At 41.8% G+C, this 21,144-nt stretch carries 17 protein-coding genes and 1 tRNA gene; 11 read left to right on the top strand and 7 right to left on the bottom strand.

What is annotated here, in order from left to right; translation table 11 throughout:
* The first annotated feature begins 110 nt into the window (after positions 1 to 110).
* Positions 111 to 1,160, top strand: a complete 1,050-nt coding sequence (locus AC6JA8_RS09820) for a hypothetical protein (RefSeq protein WP_497973642.1) — start codon at positions 111 to 113, stop codon at positions 1,158 to 1,160.
* Between the two features lie 5 nt (positions 1,161 to 1,165).
* On the opposite strand, the gene AC6JA8_RS09815 is transcribed toward AC6JA8_RS09820, so the two are convergent.
* Positions 1,166 to 1,474, bottom strand: a complete 309-nt coding sequence (locus tag AC6JA8_RS09815) for a Kazal-type serine protease inhibitor family protein (RefSeq protein ID WP_497973641.1) — start codon at positions 1,472 to 1,474, stop codon at positions 1,166 to 1,168.
* A 48-nt stretch (positions 1,475 to 1,522) separates the two neighbouring features.
* Positions 1,523 to 1,599, bottom strand: a tRNA-Met gene (locus AC6JA8_RS09810).
* A gap of 93 nt (positions 1,600 to 1,692) precedes the next feature.
* Here AC6JA8_RS09810 and tilS point away from each other — a divergent pair.
* The 7 genes from tilS to AC6JA8_RS09775 all read left to right on the top strand — a co-directional run bounded on the left by tilS (position 1,693) and on the right by AC6JA8_RS09775 (position 9,376).
* Positions 1,693 to 2,973, top strand: coding sequence for a tRNA lysidine(34) synthetase TilS (tilS, locus tag AC6JA8_RS09805; RefSeq protein WP_497973640.1), 1,281 nt, complete (start codon positions 1,693 to 1,695; stop codon positions 2,971 to 2,973).
* Between the two features lie 54 nt (positions 2,974 to 3,027).
* Positions 3,028 to 4,920 (top strand): ATP-dependent zinc metalloprotease FtsH, encoded by a 1,893-nt coding sequence (gene ftsH / locus AC6JA8_RS09800; RefSeq protein ID WP_497973639.1) that lies wholly within the window; start codon positions 3,028 to 3,030, stop codon positions 4,918 to 4,920.
* Positions 4,920 to 5,756: a dihydropteroate synthase gene (locus tag AC6JA8_RS09795; RefSeq protein WP_497973638.1), complete on the top strand. Its 837-nt coding sequence runs from the start codon at positions 4,920 to 4,922 to the stop codon at positions 5,754 to 5,756. The genes ftsH and AC6JA8_RS09795 overlap by 1 nt, the downstream gene beginning before the upstream one ends.
* A 61-nt stretch (positions 5,757 to 5,817) precedes the next feature.
* The gene (locus tag AC6JA8_RS09790; protein WP_497973637.1) at positions 5,818 to 6,726 is read left to right on the top strand and encodes a trypsin-like serine peptidase; all 909 of its coding nucleotides are present in this window, start codon (positions 5,818 to 5,820) and stop codon (positions 6,724 to 6,726) included.
* Between the two features lie 74 nt (positions 6,727 to 6,800).
* On the top strand, positions 6,801 to 7,127 hold the full coding sequence (locus tag AC6JA8_RS09785) for a hypothetical protein (protein WP_142409493.1): 327 nt from the start codon (positions 6,801 to 6,803) through the stop codon (positions 7,125 to 7,127).
* Positions 7,124 to 8,404, top strand: a complete 1,281-nt coding sequence (locus AC6JA8_RS09780; RefSeq protein ID WP_497973636.1) for an amidohydrolase family protein — start codon at positions 7,124 to 7,126, stop codon at positions 8,402 to 8,404. Before AC6JA8_RS09785 ends, AC6JA8_RS09780 begins: the two co-directional genes overlap by 4 nt.
* Before the next feature lie 108 nt (positions 8,405 to 8,512).
* Positions 8,513 to 9,376 carry a trypsin-like serine peptidase gene (locus AC6JA8_RS09775; RefSeq protein WP_102243639.1) on the top strand — a complete coding sequence of 288 codons (864 nt, stop codon included), beginning with the start codon at positions 8,513 to 8,515 and terminating at the stop codon, positions 9,374 to 9,376.
* A 102-nt stretch (positions 9,377 to 9,478) separates the two neighbouring features.
* Here the strand turns inward: AC6JA8_RS09775 and AC6JA8_RS09770 are convergent, their stop codons facing one another.
* Complete coding sequence (locus AC6JA8_RS09770; protein ID WP_497973635.1) at positions 9,479 to 10,375, bottom strand: 2-hydroxyacid dehydrogenase; 897 nt, start codon at positions 10,373 to 10,375, stop codon at positions 9,479 to 9,481.
* A 175-nt stretch (positions 10,376 to 10,550) separates the two neighbouring features.
* Here AC6JA8_RS09770 and AC6JA8_RS09765 point away from each other — a divergent pair, with 175 nt between their 5' ends.
* The 3 genes from AC6JA8_RS09765 to AC6JA8_RS09755 all read left to right on the top strand — a co-directional run bounded on the left by AC6JA8_RS09765 (position 10,551) and on the right by AC6JA8_RS09755 (position 14,304).
* The gene (locus AC6JA8_RS09765; protein WP_497973634.1) at positions 10,551 to 11,930 is read left to right on the top strand and encodes a S8 family serine peptidase; all 1,380 of its coding nucleotides are present in this window, start codon (positions 10,551 to 10,553) and stop codon (positions 11,928 to 11,930) included.
* A gap of 153 nt (positions 11,931 to 12,083) precedes the next feature.
* Positions 12,084 to 13,481: a S8 family serine peptidase gene (locus AC6JA8_RS09760; RefSeq protein ID WP_497973633.1), complete on the top strand. Its 1,398-nt coding sequence runs from the start codon at positions 12,084 to 12,086 to the stop codon at positions 13,479 to 13,481.
* A 130-nt stretch (positions 13,482 to 13,611) separates the two neighbouring features.
* Entirely contained in the window at positions 13,612 to 14,304 is a 693-nt protein-coding gene (locus AC6JA8_RS09755; protein WP_497973632.1) for a hypothetical protein, read from the top strand.
* Positions 14,305 to 14,324: 20 nt separating this feature from the next.
* Here AC6JA8_RS09755 and AC6JA8_RS09750 read toward each other — a convergent pair whose 3' ends face one another.
* From AC6JA8_RS09750 to AC6JA8_RS09735, 4 genes are read right to left on the bottom strand one after another with little or no spacing between them, the layout of a single operon-like run.
* The gene (locus AC6JA8_RS09750; protein ID WP_497973631.1) at positions 14,325 to 17,027 is read right to left on the bottom strand and encodes a phosphoenolpyruvate synthase; all 2,703 of its coding nucleotides are present in this window, start codon (positions 17,025 to 17,027) and stop codon (positions 14,325 to 14,327) included.
* A gap of 6 nt (positions 17,028 to 17,033) precedes the next feature.
* Positions 17,034 to 17,933 (bottom strand): UbiA prenyltransferase family protein, encoded by a 900-nt coding sequence (locus tag AC6JA8_RS09745; RefSeq protein WP_497973630.1) that lies wholly within the window; start codon positions 17,931 to 17,933, stop codon positions 17,034 to 17,036.
* 4 nt (positions 17,934 to 17,937) lie between these two features.
* Positions 17,938 to 20,337: an AMP-binding protein gene (locus AC6JA8_RS09740; RefSeq protein ID WP_497973629.1), complete on the bottom strand. Its 2,400-nt coding sequence runs from the start codon at positions 20,335 to 20,337 to the stop codon at positions 17,938 to 17,940.
* The gene (locus AC6JA8_RS09735) at positions 20,334 to 20,930 is read right to left on the bottom strand and encodes a formyltransferase family protein (protein ID WP_497973628.1); all 597 of its coding nucleotides are present in this window, start codon (positions 20,928 to 20,930) and stop codon (positions 20,334 to 20,336) included. The genes AC6JA8_RS09740 and AC6JA8_RS09735 overlap by 4 nt, the downstream gene beginning before the upstream one ends.
* Between the last annotated feature and the right edge of the window lie 214 nt (positions 20,931 to 21,144).

Raw genomic sequence — 21,144 nt, 5'->3', positions numbered from 1 at the left:
AATTCTCCAATAGTTTCTGTGTGGTCTGTGATCCTAAAAGTTGTGAAATAAAACGATAATCATAATAAAAAGTGTTGGCAAATGAATAGTCTTTTTCATATTGTGTATTTATGGAAAATTCATCAAATCAAACAATTTTTGACTTAGCAGTCATTGGTAATGGCGTAGCGGCACAGAGTTTTCTTTGGAATCTCTCACGCTCTGAGAGGAAAAGTCAGAATTTTTCTATTGCCCATATTTTCTCCAATGAGATTGCACCTGCGTGTTCACTGCGCACATGTGCCACTGTTTCTCTCAATGGAATCGAAGAAGATGTCAGCCCACTTGGCAATGATATGCGCGAAGCTTTTTTTCTTTTTGATGAACTTTATAAGACCTATCATCCAGAAGGAGTGGAAGAAGTTAAACGCGTGGTGATTTCGACAAACGAAAACGACACGAAAAAACTTTTACGCCGTTATAAAAAATTAGACACGATTAAAAACCCCAGAATTCATGACGAACATCAGGGAACAGAATATAACTCGTATATTATTTCACCTGAAATTTTTTCTTCATGGCTTTCTTCGCAAATCACTGTCGCTAAAACAAATTTTCCTTTTTTTGCCAAAGACCTGGAAAAAAAAGGTGAGTCCTTCGCCATTAAGCTGGCCGATGGAAGAGAAGTCCTGGCCCGCAAAGTTCTTTTTGCAACTGGTGCTTTTGCTAAAATTTTTGAACGTTTTCACGCACCACCTGAAGCAGAGTCTATCGAAGATAAAAATACTATTAAGGCCGGAAGCTTTTTAGAGCGAGAGATTGATTTAGGAGAGAAATCTTTTTATATCTCAATCGATGGCCATTACGTTCTCTATAGAAGAAATGCTTTAGAGAAAAAATTAATTATCGGAAGCCTGACGACTATTGGAGCTTACGAAGCTCCTGATGTTTATGGACTGTCGAAATTACTTTTAAAAATGAAAAAGATTTTAACTTTTGATGTGGGTGAGATGAAAGATTATAAAATCACCACAGGGCTTCGCCATAAAGGGCCTAAGCGCCTTTTAATTACCGGCGCTCTCGATGAAGAAAAGAAGCTCTTTAGAGTCAACGGACTCTATAAGAACGGCTTTACGATGGCCTTTTTAGCGGCCAAACGTTTGGAGAAAATGATTTTCTAAGAGGCCTAAACGTCTTGAAGCTTATCTTTGCAAGCGCCTTCAGTGTACTTCACACCAGCGCAGTCCGCTTCACAAGCATTTCCGTAAGTTTTGTTGTTTTCCCCACAAACTGGCATCCAAAGTTTTGTGCAAATGCACTCTTTTGCTTTGTTTTTCATTGAAGGAGCTGACTTATCTGATTTTTTCTCGCTGCTTTTTGCGACAGGTGCAGCAGCAAGAGTTGTTTCTTCAGCTTTTGGTGAAGTTGATTGAGAAGGAGTCGTGCAGGCCGTTAAAGCAAGAACCATTGACGCAAGAACTAGATTTCTGATCATAACATTCTTCCTAAAGTAAAAGTCGGGGGATTTATTAAAGATTTTTTTTGGTGGCTTGGGGCAGAATCGAACTGCCCACCTATGGGTTATGAATCCATCGCTCTAACCAACTGAGCTACCAAGCCATAAAAAAGTTTTCGGTCATACTAAATTTAAGGGAGTTATCTGTCAAGAATCCTGTCAAAAAAAGATCAAACAGTTTAGAATTAATTTTAAGTATGAGTGAATTACGCCATAAAAAACACCATCTCTTTTGCCTGAATTTTAAAGAACACGTAAGGGGTTTTATCCGCGAACACGAGCTTATTCACCCGGATAAGAAGATCGTGATTTCCATCTCTGGTGGGGTGGATTCAGTGGCCCTGGCCGATGTTTTGGGAAGTTTTAACCAGGACTTTGAACTCATTCATTTCAATCACGGCACCCGTCCTTTAGAAAATAAAAAAGAAGAGGAGCTCGTCACAAAGCTCGCAGATCAGCTCGAAGTGAAGGTCAATATTTTTCATTTTAATTTGTCGTTAGATGAAAAAAACTTTGAAGAAAAGGCGAGGGCCGAAAGAAAAAAAATCTACAGCGATTTTATTAAAAGGGGATACTGGGTTTATACCGCTCATCACATCGACGACTCTTTTGAATGGACGCTGATGCAGTCTTTTAAACAATCGCATGTGAAATCCACATTGGGGATTCCACTTTTTAACAGAGGAATTGTCCGTCCTTTTATGTGCGTGAGTAAAAAACAAATCCTGCGTTATGCCCGTGCAAAAAAACTTTCATGGCTTGAAGACATGAGTAACCACAGCGATAAGTTCGAGCGAAATGCCCTGCGCTTGTCAGTTACTCATCAAATTTATGCAAAATACCCGCAGGCGCTTAAGCATTATGTCTCTCGCCACAACCAACTGGCGATGATGAATAATCTTCATCACAAATGCAGACAGTGCGATCTCTCGGTAATCGAAGAAGCTTCTGGAGGTGCACTTTTTGTCTCAGAAGATCTCTCGCTTTATAAAAATGAAATTAAAGACGCTATTCATCGCTTTTCAAAAAGCACACGTGGTGAAATTGATCAGGAAGTGAACAAGCTTCTAAGTGCCCACGTAGAAATCATGAAAAACCCGGCGACTTTTCCTTTTAAAGGCCCACTGAACCTCTCTGGAGGCGTCAGCGCATACCTGATGCGCACCCATTTGCTCATTTTAGGGGAAAAACACAGGGATTTTTACCAGGATTTTGACCTAAAATTAAGGGATTATATTTCTAAAAAGACGCAGATTCCTGAGCTTTCTGCCTCTTTAAGCTTCCCACTTTTAGCGATTGACCCCCAAAAAAAACTCAAAAAGAGTTCCAAGTTCATGCACCCATTGCTTCCGGTAACGTGTGAGTGGCTAAAGAACCATGGAATCTCCTACACCTTTACTCCATTACTCTCCGCGCGCGATAGACAAATGTTAGCGAAAGCCGCTCTCATACTTGATTCTTCTGTCTTGGGTTTATAGAATAATAAGGCCTATTCAATTTTGAATAGACCACACGACTAAGAAGGAATTTAAATGAAACCTCAGCAAAAAACTCTCACACTTTGGATTGTCGTAATCCTTTTGATGGCCCTGGTTGCAAAACTAGCGACTGTTAATAAAAACGATATCAAGCACATTGAATACCCGGTTTTCGTTCAGGCCGTGCAGGAAAAGAATATTGAAGAAGTTACTTTCAAAGGTGATAAAACAATCCTTGGTAAATTCAAACCAGGATACGAGAATGGCTCTCGCTTCACTTTAACTGGAAGCACAGGAGATAACACTTTTAATATTCTTCGCGAAAACAACATTGTTCCTCGCTACGAAGAAGAAGAAAAACAAACATTCTTCACGTCACTTCTCCTTAACTGGGGACCGATGATTCTTCTGATTGTTATTTTCTATTTCTTCCTGAGACAAATCCAAGCAGGTGGCGGCAAAGCGATGAGCTTTGGGAAGTCACGTGCAAGAATGCTAAACCCACATGAAAAGAAAATCACTTTCTCTGATGTCTCAGGTGTTCAGGAAGCAAAAGAGGAACTTGAAGAAGTTGTCGACTTCCTAAAAGACCCAAAAAAATACACGGCACTTGGTGGGAAAATTCCTAAAGGGGTTATCCTTGTTGGTCCTCCTGGAACTGGTAAGACTCTTCTTGCAAGAGCTGTTGCTGGTGAAGCGGACGTTCCATTCTTTTCAATCTCAGGATCGGACTTCGTTGAAATGTTCGTAGGGGTTGGGGCGTCTCGTGTTCGCGATCTTTTTGAACAAGGTAAAAAACACGCTCCATGTATCATCTTCATCGACGAGATCGATGCAGTTGGACGCCACAGAGGTCAAGGTCTTGGTGGTGGACACGATGAACGTGAACAAACTCTTAACCAGCTTCTTGTTGAGATGGACGGGTTTGAATCAAACGAAGGTGTTATCCTTATTGCAGCTACTAACCGTATTGACGTTCTTGACCCAGCTCTTCTTCGTCCAGGTCGCTTCGACAGACGTGTAATGGTTGGTGCTCCGGATGTCCGCGGTCGTCTTGGAATCCTTAAAGTTCACACTAAGAAGACTCCACTTGAAGATGATATCGATCTAGAAACAATCGCTAAAGGAACTCCAGGATTTACTGGTGCTGACCTGGCTAACCTTGTTAACGAAGCTGCCCTAAACGCTGCTAGAAACAATAAGAAGAAGCTTTCTAACGAAGACTTCGAGCAAGCAAAAGATAAAGTTCTCATGGGACCTGAAAGAAAATCATTAGTCATTTCTGATAAAGAAAAACTGATGACAGCGTATCACGAAGCAGGTCACACACTGGTAGGTATGAACCTTCCACACACTGACCCTATTCACAAAGTATCAATCATGCCACGTGGTGGAGCTCTTGGGGTGACTCAAACTCTTCCAAACGAAGACATGCTCTCTCTTACAAATGACCGCGCAGAAAACTTCATTGCTTTCTTAATGGGTGGGCGTTGTGCTGAAGAAATCGTTTACGGACAAATGACTTCAGGTGCTTCGAACGACATCGAAAGAGCAACAGGGTTAGCTCGTTCAATGGTTTGTAAATGGGGTATGAGTGAGAAGATGGGGCCGATCAACTACCATAAGTCGGGACAATCTGCTTTTACAGGTATGGGTGAAAACGTTGATTACTCTGAAAAAACAGCTCAGGAAATCGATGAAGAAATCAACCGCATCGTTGAAAAGAACTACCGTCAGGCCATCAATATCCTTAAGTCAAACCGTGATGGACTAGATCGTCTTGCTCACGCTCTGATGGCATGGGAGACAATTGACTTCCAACAAGTCAAAGATGTTGTGGCGGGAATTGATATCGGTGTTCCGTTAAAATCGGATAAAAGATCTGACTCTTCATCAAAAGATGAAGGGCCAAAAATTTCTAAAGGATTGGACCCAGTACTAGCTTAATGAATTTTGACCAATATAAGAGCTTGGGAGTCATCAACAGGACTCCCGACTCTTTTTCTGATAAAGGCCACTCTCTTAATCAAAAACATTTTGAAGAACAACTCACATCTTTTCTCGCTGATAAGAGTGTTATTTGTGATTTTGGTTTTGAGTCTACCGCTCCCATGAATAGTTTTGTTCCACTTGATGAGGAAGTCGCGCGCTTTCGCGATTTTTTAGATGCGAGCCGTGACTACAATTTCCAGGGGCGTATGGTTTCTTTTGATACCTATAAACCGCAAAGTTTTCTGATGATGAGTGAGATGTTCGGCGCTCTTCATGACGATGCCCGTTTGATTTTTAACGATGTCAGTGGCGTCTTAGACGACAAATTAAAAGCAGCTCTTTTAACTTTTAAAGGAAAGAAGTTCGCTTACATCTACACTTTTTCGCATATTCCTTCCCGTCAACAAGTTCAAGATCACATGAAGTTTCTGGATGAATCAAAAGACATCATCGCCCAGACTGCGGATGCTTTTCATAAGGCCTATAACTGGTTTAAGGAATTCGGGATGGAGGAGCAGCTTCTCTTTGATGCCGGGTTTGGGTTCTCTAAGACCTATGAGCAAAACTGGGAGCTGATTAATCGCTACAGCGAGCTTGAAGGTGAGCTTCTGGCCCGTGGGCTTAAAAATCCTCATGTCATTGGGCTCTCTAAGAAATCCTTTCTTAAAAAGGCCTTAAACACCACTGACCCAGTCGCCCTGGAAGAACTTCACAAAAAACTCATTCAAAAAATCCAGTCAGAGGCAAAACTCAAGCTTTTGTTTAGAGTCCACGATCCAAAAATCCTGTAAAAAATACCTGTCTTTCGATTGTTTCTTATCAAAATGCGGCCCATTCTATAAATCGTAGGGCATGAATTTATTATTATCATTGCCATTATTGTTGGTATTGGTTCAGGCCGATATCACTCACGCTAACACTATTGACGCTTTCAATGACAAGGTCATTTATGGCGAAGACAACCGCACGCTCGTAAGCGATCTGGATGTCACGTACGATGCTGAGGCGATTACTTTTTCTCGCTCCATCCTGGCACAAATTCCCAACTGGCGAATTACATCTAATGATAAAACAACGATTGGGATTGAGACCCGCGATTTAAAAACCGGGCTTAATTTCTGTGATGGAGAGCGCTTTTTAGACCAGCCTCTCGTTTCTGCCTGTACGGCCTTTATGGTGGCGCCTGATTTAATCGTGACGGCCGGCCACTGTGTAAAAGACAAATACGACTGTAAAAAACAGACCTGGGTTTTAGATTACGACGACCGCATGGATTTTCTTCCGCCAAAAAGCACGGTGAGTTTTTCTAAAGAGAAGGCCTATGCGTGTAAAGAGCTGGTGAGCTGGTCGCAGAACGCAAAATTAGATTACGCCTTAATTCGACTTGAGCGTCCAATCACGGACAGAGCTCCATTAAAAATCAGAAGGGAAGGAAAAACGGCCACCAATGAATCACTGATGGTCATCGGGCATCCGTTAGGAATGCCAAAAATGCTTACTTCTAATATTATGATCAGAGACAACACTCTGGACTTTGTTTTTAAGACTAATGCTGACACCTTTTCAGGAAACTCTGGTTCTCCTGTTTTGGGAATCAAATCAAAAATGGTTGAAGGAATTCTGGTCCGTGGTGATGACGACTTTAAAACCGACTTCCAGTTAGGGTGTGACCGCCCGGCAAAGTGTGGGGATAAAGAGTGCCGCGGAGAAAGTGTCCAGCGCTCAACTTATTTGCCGCTTAAATATATTCCCAAACTCTAGAAACTTTCTTACCATAAACATATATGGAATATGTTTGTGGGCCCCTTATTCTTTACAGTCAGGATAAAATCCGAATGATGGATTTTCTCTCCGACGTATTTGAATTTGAAGTGGACCCCGAACAAGACCTGGTGATCAATGATGGGCTCAATCTAAAACTCATCGAACTTCCCGAAGCTGAAAAAGAAAATTTTAAGTCTCTCGGGATTAAGTTTGCTTTTAAACTTAAAGAAAAGGAACAGATCCAGGAAATCAAAAGTAAATACAACTTTTTCCTTTACCGCAAATCCGACCAAAAAATCAGCGAAGAGATCGCCTCAGAGAGCGAAGACGAAAAAAGTCTTTCTATTAAAGACATCGATGGACGCATCTGGCAGTTTGACGTAGAGACCATGCAATGAAAACCATTCAGGCCAATTGTGCCACTTCAAAAAAGATCGCAAGACTCGATATTACTTTTGATGAAACGACCGGGCTTATTACCGGAGTGACAGAAGCAAAAAAGACCCGCACTGAAGTGGACTATTATTACGGTGATGAGTGTTTATTATTTGCCGGAATGGGTGATATTCACATTCATGCCCGCGAAGATGTTTCAGGGAAAAACACTTATAAAGAAGATTTTCATTCAACGTGCTGTGCGGCCTTAAACGGAGGGGTGGTCCATGTGGCCGATATGCCCAACAACCCGATTCCGCCCATTGATGATGAATCCTATTTAAATAAATTCAAACTCACTAAAAAAGTCGATGTGCCTATTCTCCTTTATGCAGGAATTGGCCCATCAACCAGACCTCTGACTTTCACTGTGCCTTACAAGGCCTACATGGGGCCTTCGATTGGCGAGCTTTTTTTTAAAGACAATCAAAGCCTGGATGATGTTCTCGTTCACTACAAAAATCAGCATGTGAGTTTTCACTGTGAAGACCCGGAAATTCTGGAGGCCCACAAAGGTGAGGCGACTCATGGAGCGAGAAGACCGGTGAGTGCAGAGCTGATGGCCACCGATATCGCGCTTAAACTCATTGAGAAATACAACCTTAAAGGAAAGCTCTGTCACTACAGTGCTGGAGAAGGTTTAAAAGCGATTATCGCCGCTAAAAAAAGAGGTGTGAACGTCACGTGTGAGGTGACTCCACAGCACCTTTATTACTCGATGGAGAGGCTTTCAAAAAAATCTCCACAAGAGCAAACCTTCTTTCAAATGAATCCACCCATCCGTGGAGAGTCGGATAGAGAGGCCTTAATCAATGCCGTTAAAGAAGGGCATATTGATTACCTGGCCACTGATCACGCTCCTCATAGCGAAGAAGAAAAAATCAAAGGAACCAGTGGGCTTCCTGGTCTTGATACCTTTGGACCTTTTGTGACTTGGCTTATTCTCGATCAAAAAATTGACCCAAAAACCATCGCTCAAATCGCCAGCGAAGGGCCTGGAATCTTTTTTAACCAATTTCTTTCATCACTAAACGATCGTTCAGATATTTTCAAAAAATGGGGAAATGGCTTCGGGTTTCTCGAAGTTGGATTCAGTGCATCTTTTACGGTTTTAGATTTAAAATCCCCAATGAAAGTAGAGAAAAAAGATCTCAAAACAAAGGCCCAGTGGTCACCGTTTTTAGGTGAAACATTCCCAGGATCTGTGAAATCCGTCTACCTTTGCGGTAAGAAAATGTAAGAAGATGTTGATTAAAATTGTCAAGAAGTAAGTTTTTGTAAGTGTAAAAATTTCAGATAATAGCAGTATAGTCGTCGGACGAAAAAAAATCCTACACAAGGACGTTATATGAAATTCATCGCTCTACTTGCTCTTACTCTTTCTGTTTCAGCTTTCGCTAAAACAACTCCAGTTGATAAAGTTATCTACGGACAGGACGATCGTCTGGACATTTTCGAATCTAACGACAACCTGATGAAAGAGCTTTCTCTTTCAACAGCTGTTCAAATCCTTAACAGAAACCTAGTTGAAACAACTCCAGGTCAATACACAGTTAAAGCTGAAACGCTTGCTGAGTCTGGAATGTGTAAGAATGAGCGTTTCGCTAACCAACCAACTGCAGGTAACTGCTCTGGGTTCCTTGTAGCTGGAGATAAGCTAGTGACTGCTGGTCACTGTATTAACTCTGACTTCGACTGTCAGGGGCACTACTGGGTATTCGACTTTGCTAACAAAGAGAAAGAAGAAAAAACTTTCACTTTCAACAAAGACCAAGTTTACCGTTGTTCAAAAATCATCGAAAGAAAGAAAGATTCTATGACTCAAGCGGATTACGCTGTTGTAAAACTTGAAAGAGTTGTTACTGGACGCACTCCACTTAAGTACAGAACAGAAGGAAAGCCAGCTGACGATGCAGTTTTCACTGTAATCGGTCACCCAACAGGTCTTCCAACAAAAATCACAGCTGCAGCTGATATGAGAAACAATACAAACCCAACGTTCTTCGTAACAAACGCAGACACATACGGTGGGAACTCTGGTTCAGCAGTTGTTGACTCAAGAACTGGTATCGTAGAAGGAATCCTTGTTAGAGGAGACCAAGACTACTCTCGTACAGAAGAAGGATGTCTTGGATCAGTTTACCGCCCACAAACTGGTGGACGTGGTGAAGACGTAACAAGAATCACTATCATTAACGATCTTAAGCACTAATTAAAAATCAAAAACAAAAGGGCCCTAACTGGGCCCTTTTGTTTTTTGTGACTTATGTCTCTATGAAATAGACTCCAAGGATGGGCGTCTTTTTCTTTCAAACTAAGAAAACGCCTTCATAATATTTTCCGCACTCATAATCGACATTGCTCTTCTTGCTTCATATGTGGCCGAGCCAATGTGGGGAAGAATCATAACGTTTGGTAATGAATAAAGTGGGTGAGTCGGCACTAGTGGCTCTGGTGTTGTCACATCTAATCCAGCTGAAAAAATCTCTTTATTTTTTAGCGCTTCATAAAGAGCGTCCTGGTCGATGACGTCTCCGCGGGCGGTGTTGACAATAATGGCCGTCTTTTTAAGAGCGGCGATTTCTTTTTTCCCGATGATGTGGTGGCTTTCAGGTGTAAGTGGAATGTGCAGAGAAAGGACGTCGATATCTTTTAAGAAAGCGATTAAGTCTTCACCTCTTTTATAACCTCTGACTTCCATTCCAAACGCTCCGTGGGCCATTTCTCCCAGGCGTTTTCCAATGCGCCCGTATCCAACGATGCCGAGGACCTTTCCTTTAAGGGCATGCCCTAGGTGCCCCTGGGGTTCAAAGTGTTTCCATTTTCCTTCTTCAGCGTTTCTGATGGCCGAACGAAAATTTCTGGCCGCACAGATCATAAGCCCAAAAGCGGTTTCGGCCGTCGCTTCAGTGAGAACATCTGGAGTGTTGCCGATGATGATGCCCAATTTTTTAGCGGTATCCAGGTCGATATTATTCACTCCGACAGCGTAATTGGTGATGATTTTTAAATGGGTGTTTTTTTCAAGGAAGTCTTTATTAATGGCATCGGCCATGGTGCAAATAAGGGCGTCTGCTGCCTTTGATTTCTCCATTAATTCGGACGGAGTAAGGGGTTCGTCTTTAGTTGTGACTTCCACTTTAAAACCATTTTTGGCCAAGAGGTCTAGGCCTTCAGGCAGTATTTTTCGAGTAACAAAGACTTTTTTCATGGGGTTATCCTTTGGCCAAACAAAATGAATTTCTTACAGAATCTTACATTTAAAATTAAAGCCTATAAAAAGTAACATGGTCAACTATTTTCTAGGAAATCCTTGGGTTTGGTGCTATTTTCTGCGCCGATTGTGACATTTGGGTCGCAAGACTCTTACATTTGAGGAGCACTTGATGAAAAAATTAGTAACTCTAGCAACACTTCTGCAGTTAGGTACAGCAAGTGCATCTGTCGTTGCCGTTATGGACACAGGGACAGATATTTCTCACAAAGATCTGGCGCCAAAAGCATGGACAAACAAAAATGAAAAAGAAGGAAGCACAACTGACCTAGACGGTTCAGGACTTCCTGGTGACATCCACGGGTGGGACTTCACTGAAAATTCTGCAAAGGTTTTCAATGACAAGTACAACTACCTAATCAATGACGACGTTAAAAAATTCTACACGCTATACGCTAAATATGAAACGAAGACGATCAACGCGACTGAGTTTGATTGGTTAAAAAAAGCAGTAGAAAACAAAGCTTTCATGAACCAAGCTAACTTCGTAGGAAGCTACGCTCACGGGACACACGTTGGAGGGATCGCCGCTCTAAACAACCCGAAAGCACAAGTCATGTCGCTTAAAATTCTTCCAACTGTATACCAAGAATACGTTGCTCCAGAAAAAAGAGAACCAGTTCAACTAGAGTTCGATTTTGCTCCAGCAATCACTTTCGATCAGTTTAAAGAAGAAGTGCAAAAAACGGCCATTTCTCAAGTTGAAGAAATGATTCCTCTAAATGGATACCTAAAGTTCCATAAAGTAGACGTTGTTAACCAATCATTTGGTATTGGATTCGAGCAAGCAGTAGGATTCCTACACTCAGGATTCGTAGAAGCTATTAAGAGAGAGCCAACTCAAGATGAACTTCTTGAAGTTCTTCAAATCTACTACGGAACTCTTCTAACTGTTGGTCCGGAAATGTTTAAAGCGGCTCCAGATACACTATTCGTAGTGGCAGCTGGTAACGATAACTCTAACAACGACGCTCTTCCTGATTACCCGGCAAGCATTGCAGCTGCTAACAAGATCTCAGTTGCAGCTACTAACGGATACTCAGAAATCGCAGATTTCTCTAACTACGGACAAAAGACAGTTGACGTTGCAGCTCCAGGTGTTGCGATCCAATCAACAGGTCCAGCGCAGTCATACCTTCATATGAGTGGTACGTCTCAAGCAGCTCCGTTTGTTACAAGTGCAATCTCTCTTGCTAAAGATATCAACCCAGCTCTAAAAGCGGCAGATATCAAGAGCATCATCCTTAAGACTGTAGACGTGAAGTCATGGTTAAAAGATAAGGTTACAACTTCTGGTATCGTTAACAAGGCCCGCGTTCAAAGAGCTGCGGAACTTTCTAAGACGATGAACGTTGAAGTAGCTATCACAAAAGCTCGCGCGGAGATTGCTGATGTTGCGACACCAAAATCTTTTGCTAAACGTCTTCCAGGGATGAACATTAAGTACAAGCCGCTTCGTCCAAGCCTACTTGTAAAAATGCCAGCTCTATAATTTCAAAGAATAAAACATCTTTTGATAATGAAGCGCCTCGTAAGAGGCGCTTTTTTATTTCTGCCTGTAAGAATAAAAGACTAGCGCACTCGTGTTTTTAGGGATCATAATTAAAGCTTGTAACTAAAACACACCCTTTCATAGGAGAGTGAGATGAAGAAATCTCTTTTATTAGGCCTTGGACTGGCAATGACTATTGGATCTGCAAACGCAGCTAATATCGCTATTGTTGATTCAGGAAACGATTTTAAACACAAAGACCTTGAAGCTAAAGCATGGGTTAACCCAATCGAAATCCCGGGCAACGACCGCGATGAAGATAAAAACGGATACCCGGACGACATCAACGGATGGAACTTTGCTGAAGCAAACAACCAGTTGATTGATTACTCTTACGAGTGGTCAGACACAGCTGACGTAAGAAGATTCTTCGACGTTCAACTAAAGTCTTTCCTTGGAACACTTACAAAAGAAGACAGAGACTGGGCAAACGCAAAACTTAAAGAAGAAAAATTCATTAAGGACATCACAGTTTTTGGTAACTGGATGCACGGAACTCACGTGACAGGTATTGCAGCGAAGTTCTCTCAAGACGCTAAGATGATCGGCGCTAAACTTATCCCAACAGAAGTAAAACTTCCGGGACAAAAGTCAAACAGCGTGACTATTACAACTGGTGATAAGAAAGAAGAAATCTCTCTTGCTGATAAAGGCGGAGTTAAAGATTTCCTTGTTAAGCAGGCCCTTGGTGCTCTGGCAAAACAACAGTCTACTGTTTATGGAGAAATCGGTGGATACCTAAATGGTGTTAAAGCTGACGTTATGAACGGATCATTCGGAACTGGTTATGATCAAATCGGTGGAGTGATTGCTCAACTTTATCAATCAATCTTTAAAAAAGCTCCAACTGAAGCTGAACTAAAAACATACACAGACTACTTCTTTGAAGTCGCAGTTAAGGAATCAAAAATTTTCTTAACTTCAGCTCCAAAAACTCTGTTCATCTTTGCCGCTGGTAACGATGGATCAGATAACGATCTTAAGCCAACAACTCCAACAAACGTTGTAGGGGAAAACAAGATCTCTGTTGCAGCGACATTAGGTGACCAGGCCCTTGCAAGCTTCTCTAACTACGGTGTGAAAAACGTAGAAGTAGCAGCTCCAGGAGTAGGGATCCTTTCAACTTCTCCAATGAATAAATACATCCACGTTTCTGGAACAAGCCAGGCAGCTCCATACGTTGCTGGTATTGCTGGAGCGGTTAAAGATGCAAACCCATCTCTTGATTTCAGAGGAATCAAGAAAATCATCCTAGAAACTGTTGATGTAAAATCATGGTTAAAAGGAAAGGTTTCAACATCAGGACTTGTAAACGCAGATAGAGCAGTGAGAGCTGCAGTTCTTTCAAGATCAATGGATTTAACAAAAGCGATTGCTCAGTCAAAGCTAGATGTTCTTCCAAAGTCTGAAGGTGAGAAATCTGTGAACGCTTACTATCAAGTTCCAAAGAACTGGGTACAGCCACTTCCTTCATCAATTATCTTAAAATAATTAATTTTATTTAGATTTTATAAAAGGGGCCCTCTAAAGGGCCCCTTTTTTGTTCAATATCCCTTCAAGAACCTTGTCTAGGCCAAAACTATCTTGTTTAAAATCCATTTGGATTCTATTTTTAAGTTCAATGAATGCAAAAGAATTTATTTCGGAAATATCACCCGAGCGCTGCGAAGAGGTGGAGTTTAGAAGGCTTGCTCTGGAGTTTGCAGAGGCCTTGAGCTTTTATAATATAAAAGTCACGCCCTATCGTGCCCATGCAAAAATGCATTTTAATAAATGCTCATTAAAGAAAAAACGCGAAGTCATTGCCTATTTGGATTTAAATATTTCTTTAATTAAAGAATGTATCCGTGCTGGAGAGACGCCAAGTAATAAAACACTTCTGTGGCGTCTTTTGCAAAAAACACGTTTAGTTCCTGATGATGAAATCTTCGACAAGATTAGCGATGGAGATCTTGTTGAAGTGTACTTTACAGATCACACTCCCATGTTCAGGAGCCTTGAGTTCTACCGCGATTTCACATTCACTGTCGATGAAGCTCTTTGCTTAAGATGGTATCAGCTTTGTAAAAGAGATTTTGTCATTACTTTAAAATTCATGAAATTTATTTTTCTGGGTCTTAGAGGCAATAATCCAAAGACTCAGGTCATTCCCATCGGTGAGCATTATCTTGATGAAAAAAACACTGAGAGAAAACTCAGGTTTTTAGTCCACAACAAATACCTCTCGGGTCTTATGAAAAACGGAAGTATTCATGCCGGCATTTGCGTGACAAGAGTCAGGCCAGTAGGTGAAAAAATGCAGTTATGGAAATAAAGAAGACCCATGGGCCTTCTTTATTCTTCCAGGATATCAATAATCCCGGTTTCTCCGTTTATCCTGATTTTCATCCCGCTTTTTAATTTCTTCGTTAGCCCTTTGATTCCTACAATCGTTGGAAGGCCCATTTCACGAGCGACAATCGCCGAGTGAGACAGAAGCCCTCCGCGCTCAACTAAAAGTGCTGAAAGGGAAGGATAAAGCGGAATCCAACCCGGGTCAGTTCTTTCTGTGACCAGGATTTCTCCATTTAATGTCATGTCGTCGTTTGTATCGATAATGACTTTAACTACACCTTCGATGATTCCAGGTGAACAAGGGATACCACGCATTTGATTTGGCCCAAGTGTCGATTCATCAAAGGTCACTTCCTCTTCTTTAGGCATGTGTTGGTTGTTCCAGTAGACTGGGCCACGAGTGGCAAAGCGAGCAGCGGGTTCGAGATTTTTATAGAGCTCGTATTCTGATTTTCTGACATCAATAACTTTTCTTAAATTCTGGATGCTGTTTGTTCCTTCCAGTGCGCCTTTTAATTCATCAAGTGATAAAAAGAAAATGTCGTCTTTTTTGTCGATGATATTGCTCTTGGTGAAATCTTCGCCAATAGCGTAGAACATAGCGCGGACGACTCCGTAAATGCGAGTGCGACAAAAGCGCGTGTTCTCTCTGTTCATAACGGCCTTACGAGCATGTTTGAGAGACCACTTATAAATGACTTTTTTAACTCCAGAGATATTTTTTTCTAAAAGTGCTTCAGCATTTTCTCTGATTTCTTTTTCGCGCTTTTCATATTCATGCAGGTCCGTTTGCCCGCAGTTGATTAAGTTCTTTAAGAAAACAAAAAAGAGACCTGGTTCCTGGTGAAGGTCTTTTTGTTCAAGCTTCATTTCACTCATGCAACGGAAGCCGTATTTATCAATGTATTCTAAAACCATAAAGTAGAATTCCTGAAACTCCGACTGATTGATGGCCTCAAGGCACATATCATTTGGAGTCGAGAGAATCAGCTCCTTTAGTTTTGGTTTTTTTGAAACATAACCCGACATAACAATGAGGCGTTTTGTAGGCTCCGCCGACTCCAGGTTCCCGTTTCCGGCCAGGAGATCATTATGGAAAGAGTCCCCTAAGTGCCTCAGCCATTTGCCGGTGAACTTTTTAAAGAGACCGTAGTGAACCATACATAAGAAGTCGTTAATGATGGGCGCATGCCACTTCCAAAGCATCTCGCGCTCCAGTGCCTGGTAGTGCTCGTAGATTTTATCTGCCGGAAGGCGAGAGTAATCAATGACTCTGAATTTGTTATAGATAATGTGAAACTCAGTTAAGAAGTCATCTACAACGTTTTGGATATTTAAATGGAAATAGAAAAACTTTAAACCAGTGAGGGCCGATCTTGCCTTCGCCAATGGCCCGTGGTGAAATTCGGGTGGTTTCACACGCTCGGCGATTTCGTCTTGGAGGGCCTCATTGGTCCCCATCATGGTTTCCATGAAGGCGCGGTTGTATTTGTATCCTGGAAGAATACTTGTCAGCTTATACCAGTTTAAAAGGTTGTAATAAACACGCCCGTAAAAGAGCCCCAGCATGTTTTTTAGGAAGTAGTCCATTTCTTTAATACGAGACTGAGGGACGAGAAGGATCTCGCAGAATTGAACGTAAACCTGGTGGTAGACATAATGAGCGAAACCAAAAGTCAGAGGCATGGTTAATCCTCCATAACTCTCTACGATGTTGGAGTTGTCCCACATGTATAAAATCCCGCGGCTATTTTCAATTCCTGTTGTGACCGGGCGAGACTGAAGAATAAAAAGCTCTCCGTCTTTAATGGCCCATTCCACGTCCTGAGGTCTTCCGTAGAAGTCTTCAATTTTAAGAGCGATTTGGTGAAGTGCTTTTAGGTCTGAAGCACTTAATGATTCAGCGTTTTGTTCATTTAATGAAACCGCTACTTCTAAACACTTTTGTTCTTTTTCGTCGCGGATGAGTTTTTTAGTTTTTTCAACGATATTTTTTTCGCTTACTGATCCATCTTTTTTCATGATGGTGTAAGTGTCAGCATCTAAAAGTCCTGAAACAAGTCCTTCACCAACACCGTAAACTGAGTTGATAACGATCTGGTCATTTTTCCCATTGATGGGGTTACAAGTAAAAAGAACCCCACTGATATCCGGGTCAATCATCTCTTGTAAAATAACTGAAACCTTAATGTTTAAAATATCCAGCTTATTAATAGTTCTATAGGCCAGAGACCTCTCGGAATAAGCAGAGGCCCAACATTCTTTAATTGAATGAATCGTCATATCGAGGTCAGAAATATAAAGGAAACTTGAGAGCTGACCGGCAAATGAGTGAAGAGCGCTGTCTTCATCGTGGGCACTTGAGCGCACCGAGATTAAGTCTCTTTCAAGCTCTTCATAGGCCCTGGCGATTTCTTCAAAGATCACCAGTGGCATATTGGTTTCAACAATCTTATGTTTGATTTTTTCCGACACTTCCTGCATTGAGAGGTGTTTGTCTTCCAATATGGTGTTGAGGTAGTCTTCAATTCCACTTTGTTTTTTGAACTCTTCAAAAAAGGCCGGAGGAAGTGTGACGAATTTTGGAACCTTGATGTCGTTTTTACTTAATAAATAAAGATTGTGCCCTTTTCCACCTGATTCTTTTTTAGCAAAGTGGTGAGTACTGTCTTTAGAGACGATGTAGAGGTTGTGTGGCTTCATAAAACCCTATGGAATAATGTGAGAAAAAATTAATAAAACGTAAAATAAAATAATATAGACCGAGCTAAAGAGGCGGTAGTGTTTGGCCGCCACTGGACTGTCAGTCATGATGTATCTTAAAGAGAGAACCCCTAAAATACACAGCAGGACTCCGGAGCTCCAAAGAGAAAAAGCATGATTAGCGCCTCTTAAAGAGAGAGTTAAAAAGTGCGCGATCACTGCTTGTGAAACGACCAGAACCACTGCTCCAGTTCTTCCAAAGAGGCTGGAGTAAGTGTCTACACTTGGGCGCTCTTCGGAGCTTGCGAAGGTTTTTCTTCCAAACTCAAAAATATTAAAAAGAAGCCAGTTGGCCATGGCAAATGAAACCAGGGTCGTGTTAGTGACAAGTTTTAATAAATTTTCAGTGCTTAAAAAACTAAAAATGGCAAAACTCAAAAGCACAGTTACAACTGTGTGAATGAGTGCATATGTCGTCAGGTAAGGTCTGATTTTTTCGCGGATAAAAAATTCTTTATACATCAAAAGCGAATAAAGGATGGCCACAATCATACTAATGAGCGAGTTAAGCCCCATTGAGGCAAAAGTGACAAGCTCAATAAGAATGCAAACCACCATACCGGTGTACATGTCTTTGTGGTTTAGCAGGCCTCGAGGAAGCGGGCGTGTTTTATTAATCACCACGTCCAGCTCGTAGTCTTTGACTTCATCATAAAGGCGCAGCTTAAAATAAAAGGCCACCACGCCAATGAGCATTACTAAATCGTTTAAAGACGTCGCAAAGATAGACTCTGTCGCATTGACCACCAGAATGTGGGCAAAAATAAAAACCACAATCATGCTCAAGTGAGATGCGGGCTCGAAACGCTCTTTAGTAAACTGCCACCAGGCCCCTGCCTTTGTCATTAACTTATCCTTGGATCTTCTTTTTTAGAATTTCGTATTCAACTTTACTATGGTGACGAGGGTCCATTGGGATATCGTCGATATGAATGATTTCATCCACCACAAAATCGTTTTTTTCCATCACTCGTCTTATTTCAGCTTTGGCCTCTTCGATGTTGAGATTTGGCTCCTGGGTAGAGAAGACAGCGTATGTCTTTTCGATTAAATCAGGGTGAGCGATTCCCAGGAAAGCTGCCTTATGAACGAATGGGAATTTTTTAAGAATGATTTCAGCGCGCACCGGGAAGAAGTACTGGCCTTTGCGGTTGATAGCGTTATGAACACGGCCAACGATCCAAAGGTTGTTGTGTTTATCTAATTTCCCAAGGTCTCCCGTTCTGTGCCAGACGATTTTTCTTTCATCGCGAATTTTCGCGCGGAAGAAGGCCTCTTCGTTATTGAAGTATTTTTCACAAACGTGCTCACCGGCCACGATCAACTCTCCAACTTCTCCCGGAGGAACTTCTAGTTTTTTCCAGTCAGAAGCGTCTTTGACATAAACCGGGTCTTTATTGATGTGGATGAATTTGTATTCAAGACCACTATCAAGACCTCCAACGTTAACTCCGGCCTCAACGATCTCATGGTCATCGTGTGGTTTTTCAGCAAGCATTTCTACTGCTTCAATGTGGGCCATTGGTTCAACTTCTGTTGATCCGTAAAGAACCAGGATTTCTGCATTTTTAGCGACACTCTTCATGCGGGCAACATCGTCTCTTGAAATAGGAGCTCCACCTGTTACGATGCGCTTTAAGAAATCGAGGTTTAATTTCTTTTCGATACAGAAAGCTGAAAGGGCATTAAAAAGTGAAGGAGATAAAGTCGTGCACGTCACACCACTTGATTTCATCTGCACATAAAGAACCAATGCATCTGTTGGTGCAGGTGAGCCCACATCAATGGCCGGGATAATGGTTTCAACTCCCGCGGCCAGGTTATTGAGTGAAAAAATAGGAAAGACTGGAAGGTCTTTATCGCCATTTTCATATGGAAGGTGGCGGTTAAGGGCGTAGTGTTGAGCGGCCAGGAAGCGGTGACTTCTATCAGCTCCTTTTGGAGTTCCTGATGATCCTGTCGTAAACGTAATCAGTGCCGTGTGCTCTTTTTCTACCGGTACAATTCCCAGAGACTCTTTTCCTTGAAGGAGAACTTCCAGGCGAGCGTTGTATTTAATTTCGCTCTTAACTTCTCCAGCGACAATTTTAATAGGGATAGAAGCGATTTCAGGAACGTCTGCCAGGTAAAGAAAAGCTCTATCAGCACTAATCATTGCGCGTGGGTTAGCAACCTTGGCACTCACACCCATCTGATCGCGTCTTGCCCATGAGTCAAGGAAAGTGGGAATCGCTCCCATCTTTTGAAGCGCAAACATCGCTGCGTACATGTAAAGTGACATTGGTAAAAAGAGAATCACGCGATCGCCAAAAGCAATGCCTTGGTTTTGGAATTCTTTAGCGAGGATTCCTACTAAGTGATCGAGCTCGACCACTTTAACTGAGCGGTGTGGAAGTGGAGTGTTGATATCTCCATTCCAGCTCTTTAAGTCTTCCGGGTTAACCCACGTTAAGATATTTCTTGTTGGGAAATTTTTGGCGTGCTCTCTAAGAAAACTTGCCACGTTATTATTTTCATCTTTTCCAGGGTAATAACCCAGGCGTTTTTCTTTATTATCATTTGCCATATATTTTCCAATTGATTCATTAATCAGAGTCGAAAGCTCTTTCGTGTGAGTCCACAGGAGTGCGTGTCCTGCTTCAGGAATAGTTTTGATGTGAATATTTTTATAGATTAAAAGAGGATCAAACTGTCTTTCTTTGTTGGCACCTTTATAAGACGTCTGATCGCCTTCACCCATGATGACAATGACCGGAATGTTTTTTGCTTTTAATTGCTCTAAGCGCTTGATGACTTTTTCTTCAGAAATATCTTTTTCTAAAATAGAGTGCGCAAGTCTTTCGGTGTTGAAATACTCTTTAGCATCTTTTTCATAAATCTCAGGAACGGGGTGTGGGTGAGAGCTTTCTTTTAACATTTTCTCAATACTCTTTTTCGCCAGCGCCGGAAGAGCGGTGTTTCGAAAAAGATCGAACATCAAAAGGCCTTTCATTAAGGCACCTGGTTTTTTTGTTGGAAACAAATAAGGTGCTACTAAGATCACCAGTTTTGTCCTGTCGCTTTTTGCAGCATATTTTAAGGCCTTCACACAGCCAAAAGAATACCCCATTTGAATCTCGGCCTCGAGATCGCCCTTGCGTTCTTTTTTTACGCGGTCGTAGAGATGAATCTCCATGTCCGGGAAATATTTTTTAATGTGAGAGAAATCTTGTGGTGCTCCTGGTGAGCCGTGGTGAAAAATCATTTTCATAGTTCAATACCTTTTTGCAGCATCTTTCTGATGGCAAAGAAATCGGGGTTCTTTGTGTACTCAGTTTTAGTTGAAATATTGTCTTGTTCTATCGGAATTTTCTGGGTCTCTTTGATCATTTTTACAACTTTTGCCATCTCAATGCCCTCAATTTTCGAACTCTCCTCAATGAGCCTTGCAAAATTCTTGCGAAGTTTGGAGTCTTCGGGAGTACTTGTGACGATTCGTCGGATAATGGCACCGTTGTCGATTTTTTTCTCCATCAGGTGAATGGAAAAACCAGTGGGGCGATCGTTGTAGAGGGCCCAGAGATCACACATGGTTCCGCGGAATTCGGGAAGAAGCCCGTGATGGATATTGATGGACCCAAGGCGCGGGAGTTTTAAAATTTTACTTTTGTAAATGAACCTGGTGCGAGCATTGATCAAAAGGTCTGTCTGGTGATTTTTTACAAACTCGAGGAAGTCAGAAGAATTTGGATTGTCGAAAAAATGCAGACGAATATCATGCTTTTTGGTCAAGGCCGTGCGGTCTTTAAAAGCGGCCTTGATAGTGTTTTTCACCAGAGAAAAACCGATATTTCGAGCACCCATAAGCCCCAATGCAAACCCCTTGAGAGTCAAGGCAGGGGAGTTATTCTTTAGGATTACGAGGTCGATTGTGAGGTCCTTTTCGCCCTGTAATTCCCTAAACAAACCTTCTAAAAAGTGGTTGTAATTTCCGGGCACAAAAGTGACTTCGCTAGTAACTACTAGGATTTTCATCAGATCTCCAATCAAGCGTTATTTATAGTTTAGACAAGGAATG

The sequence above is a fragment of the Bacteriovorax sp. HI3 genome, from assembly GCF_059738875.1.
Note: the sequence above shows the minus strand (reverse complement) of the source record. Positions and strands in the feature narration are given on the sequence as shown.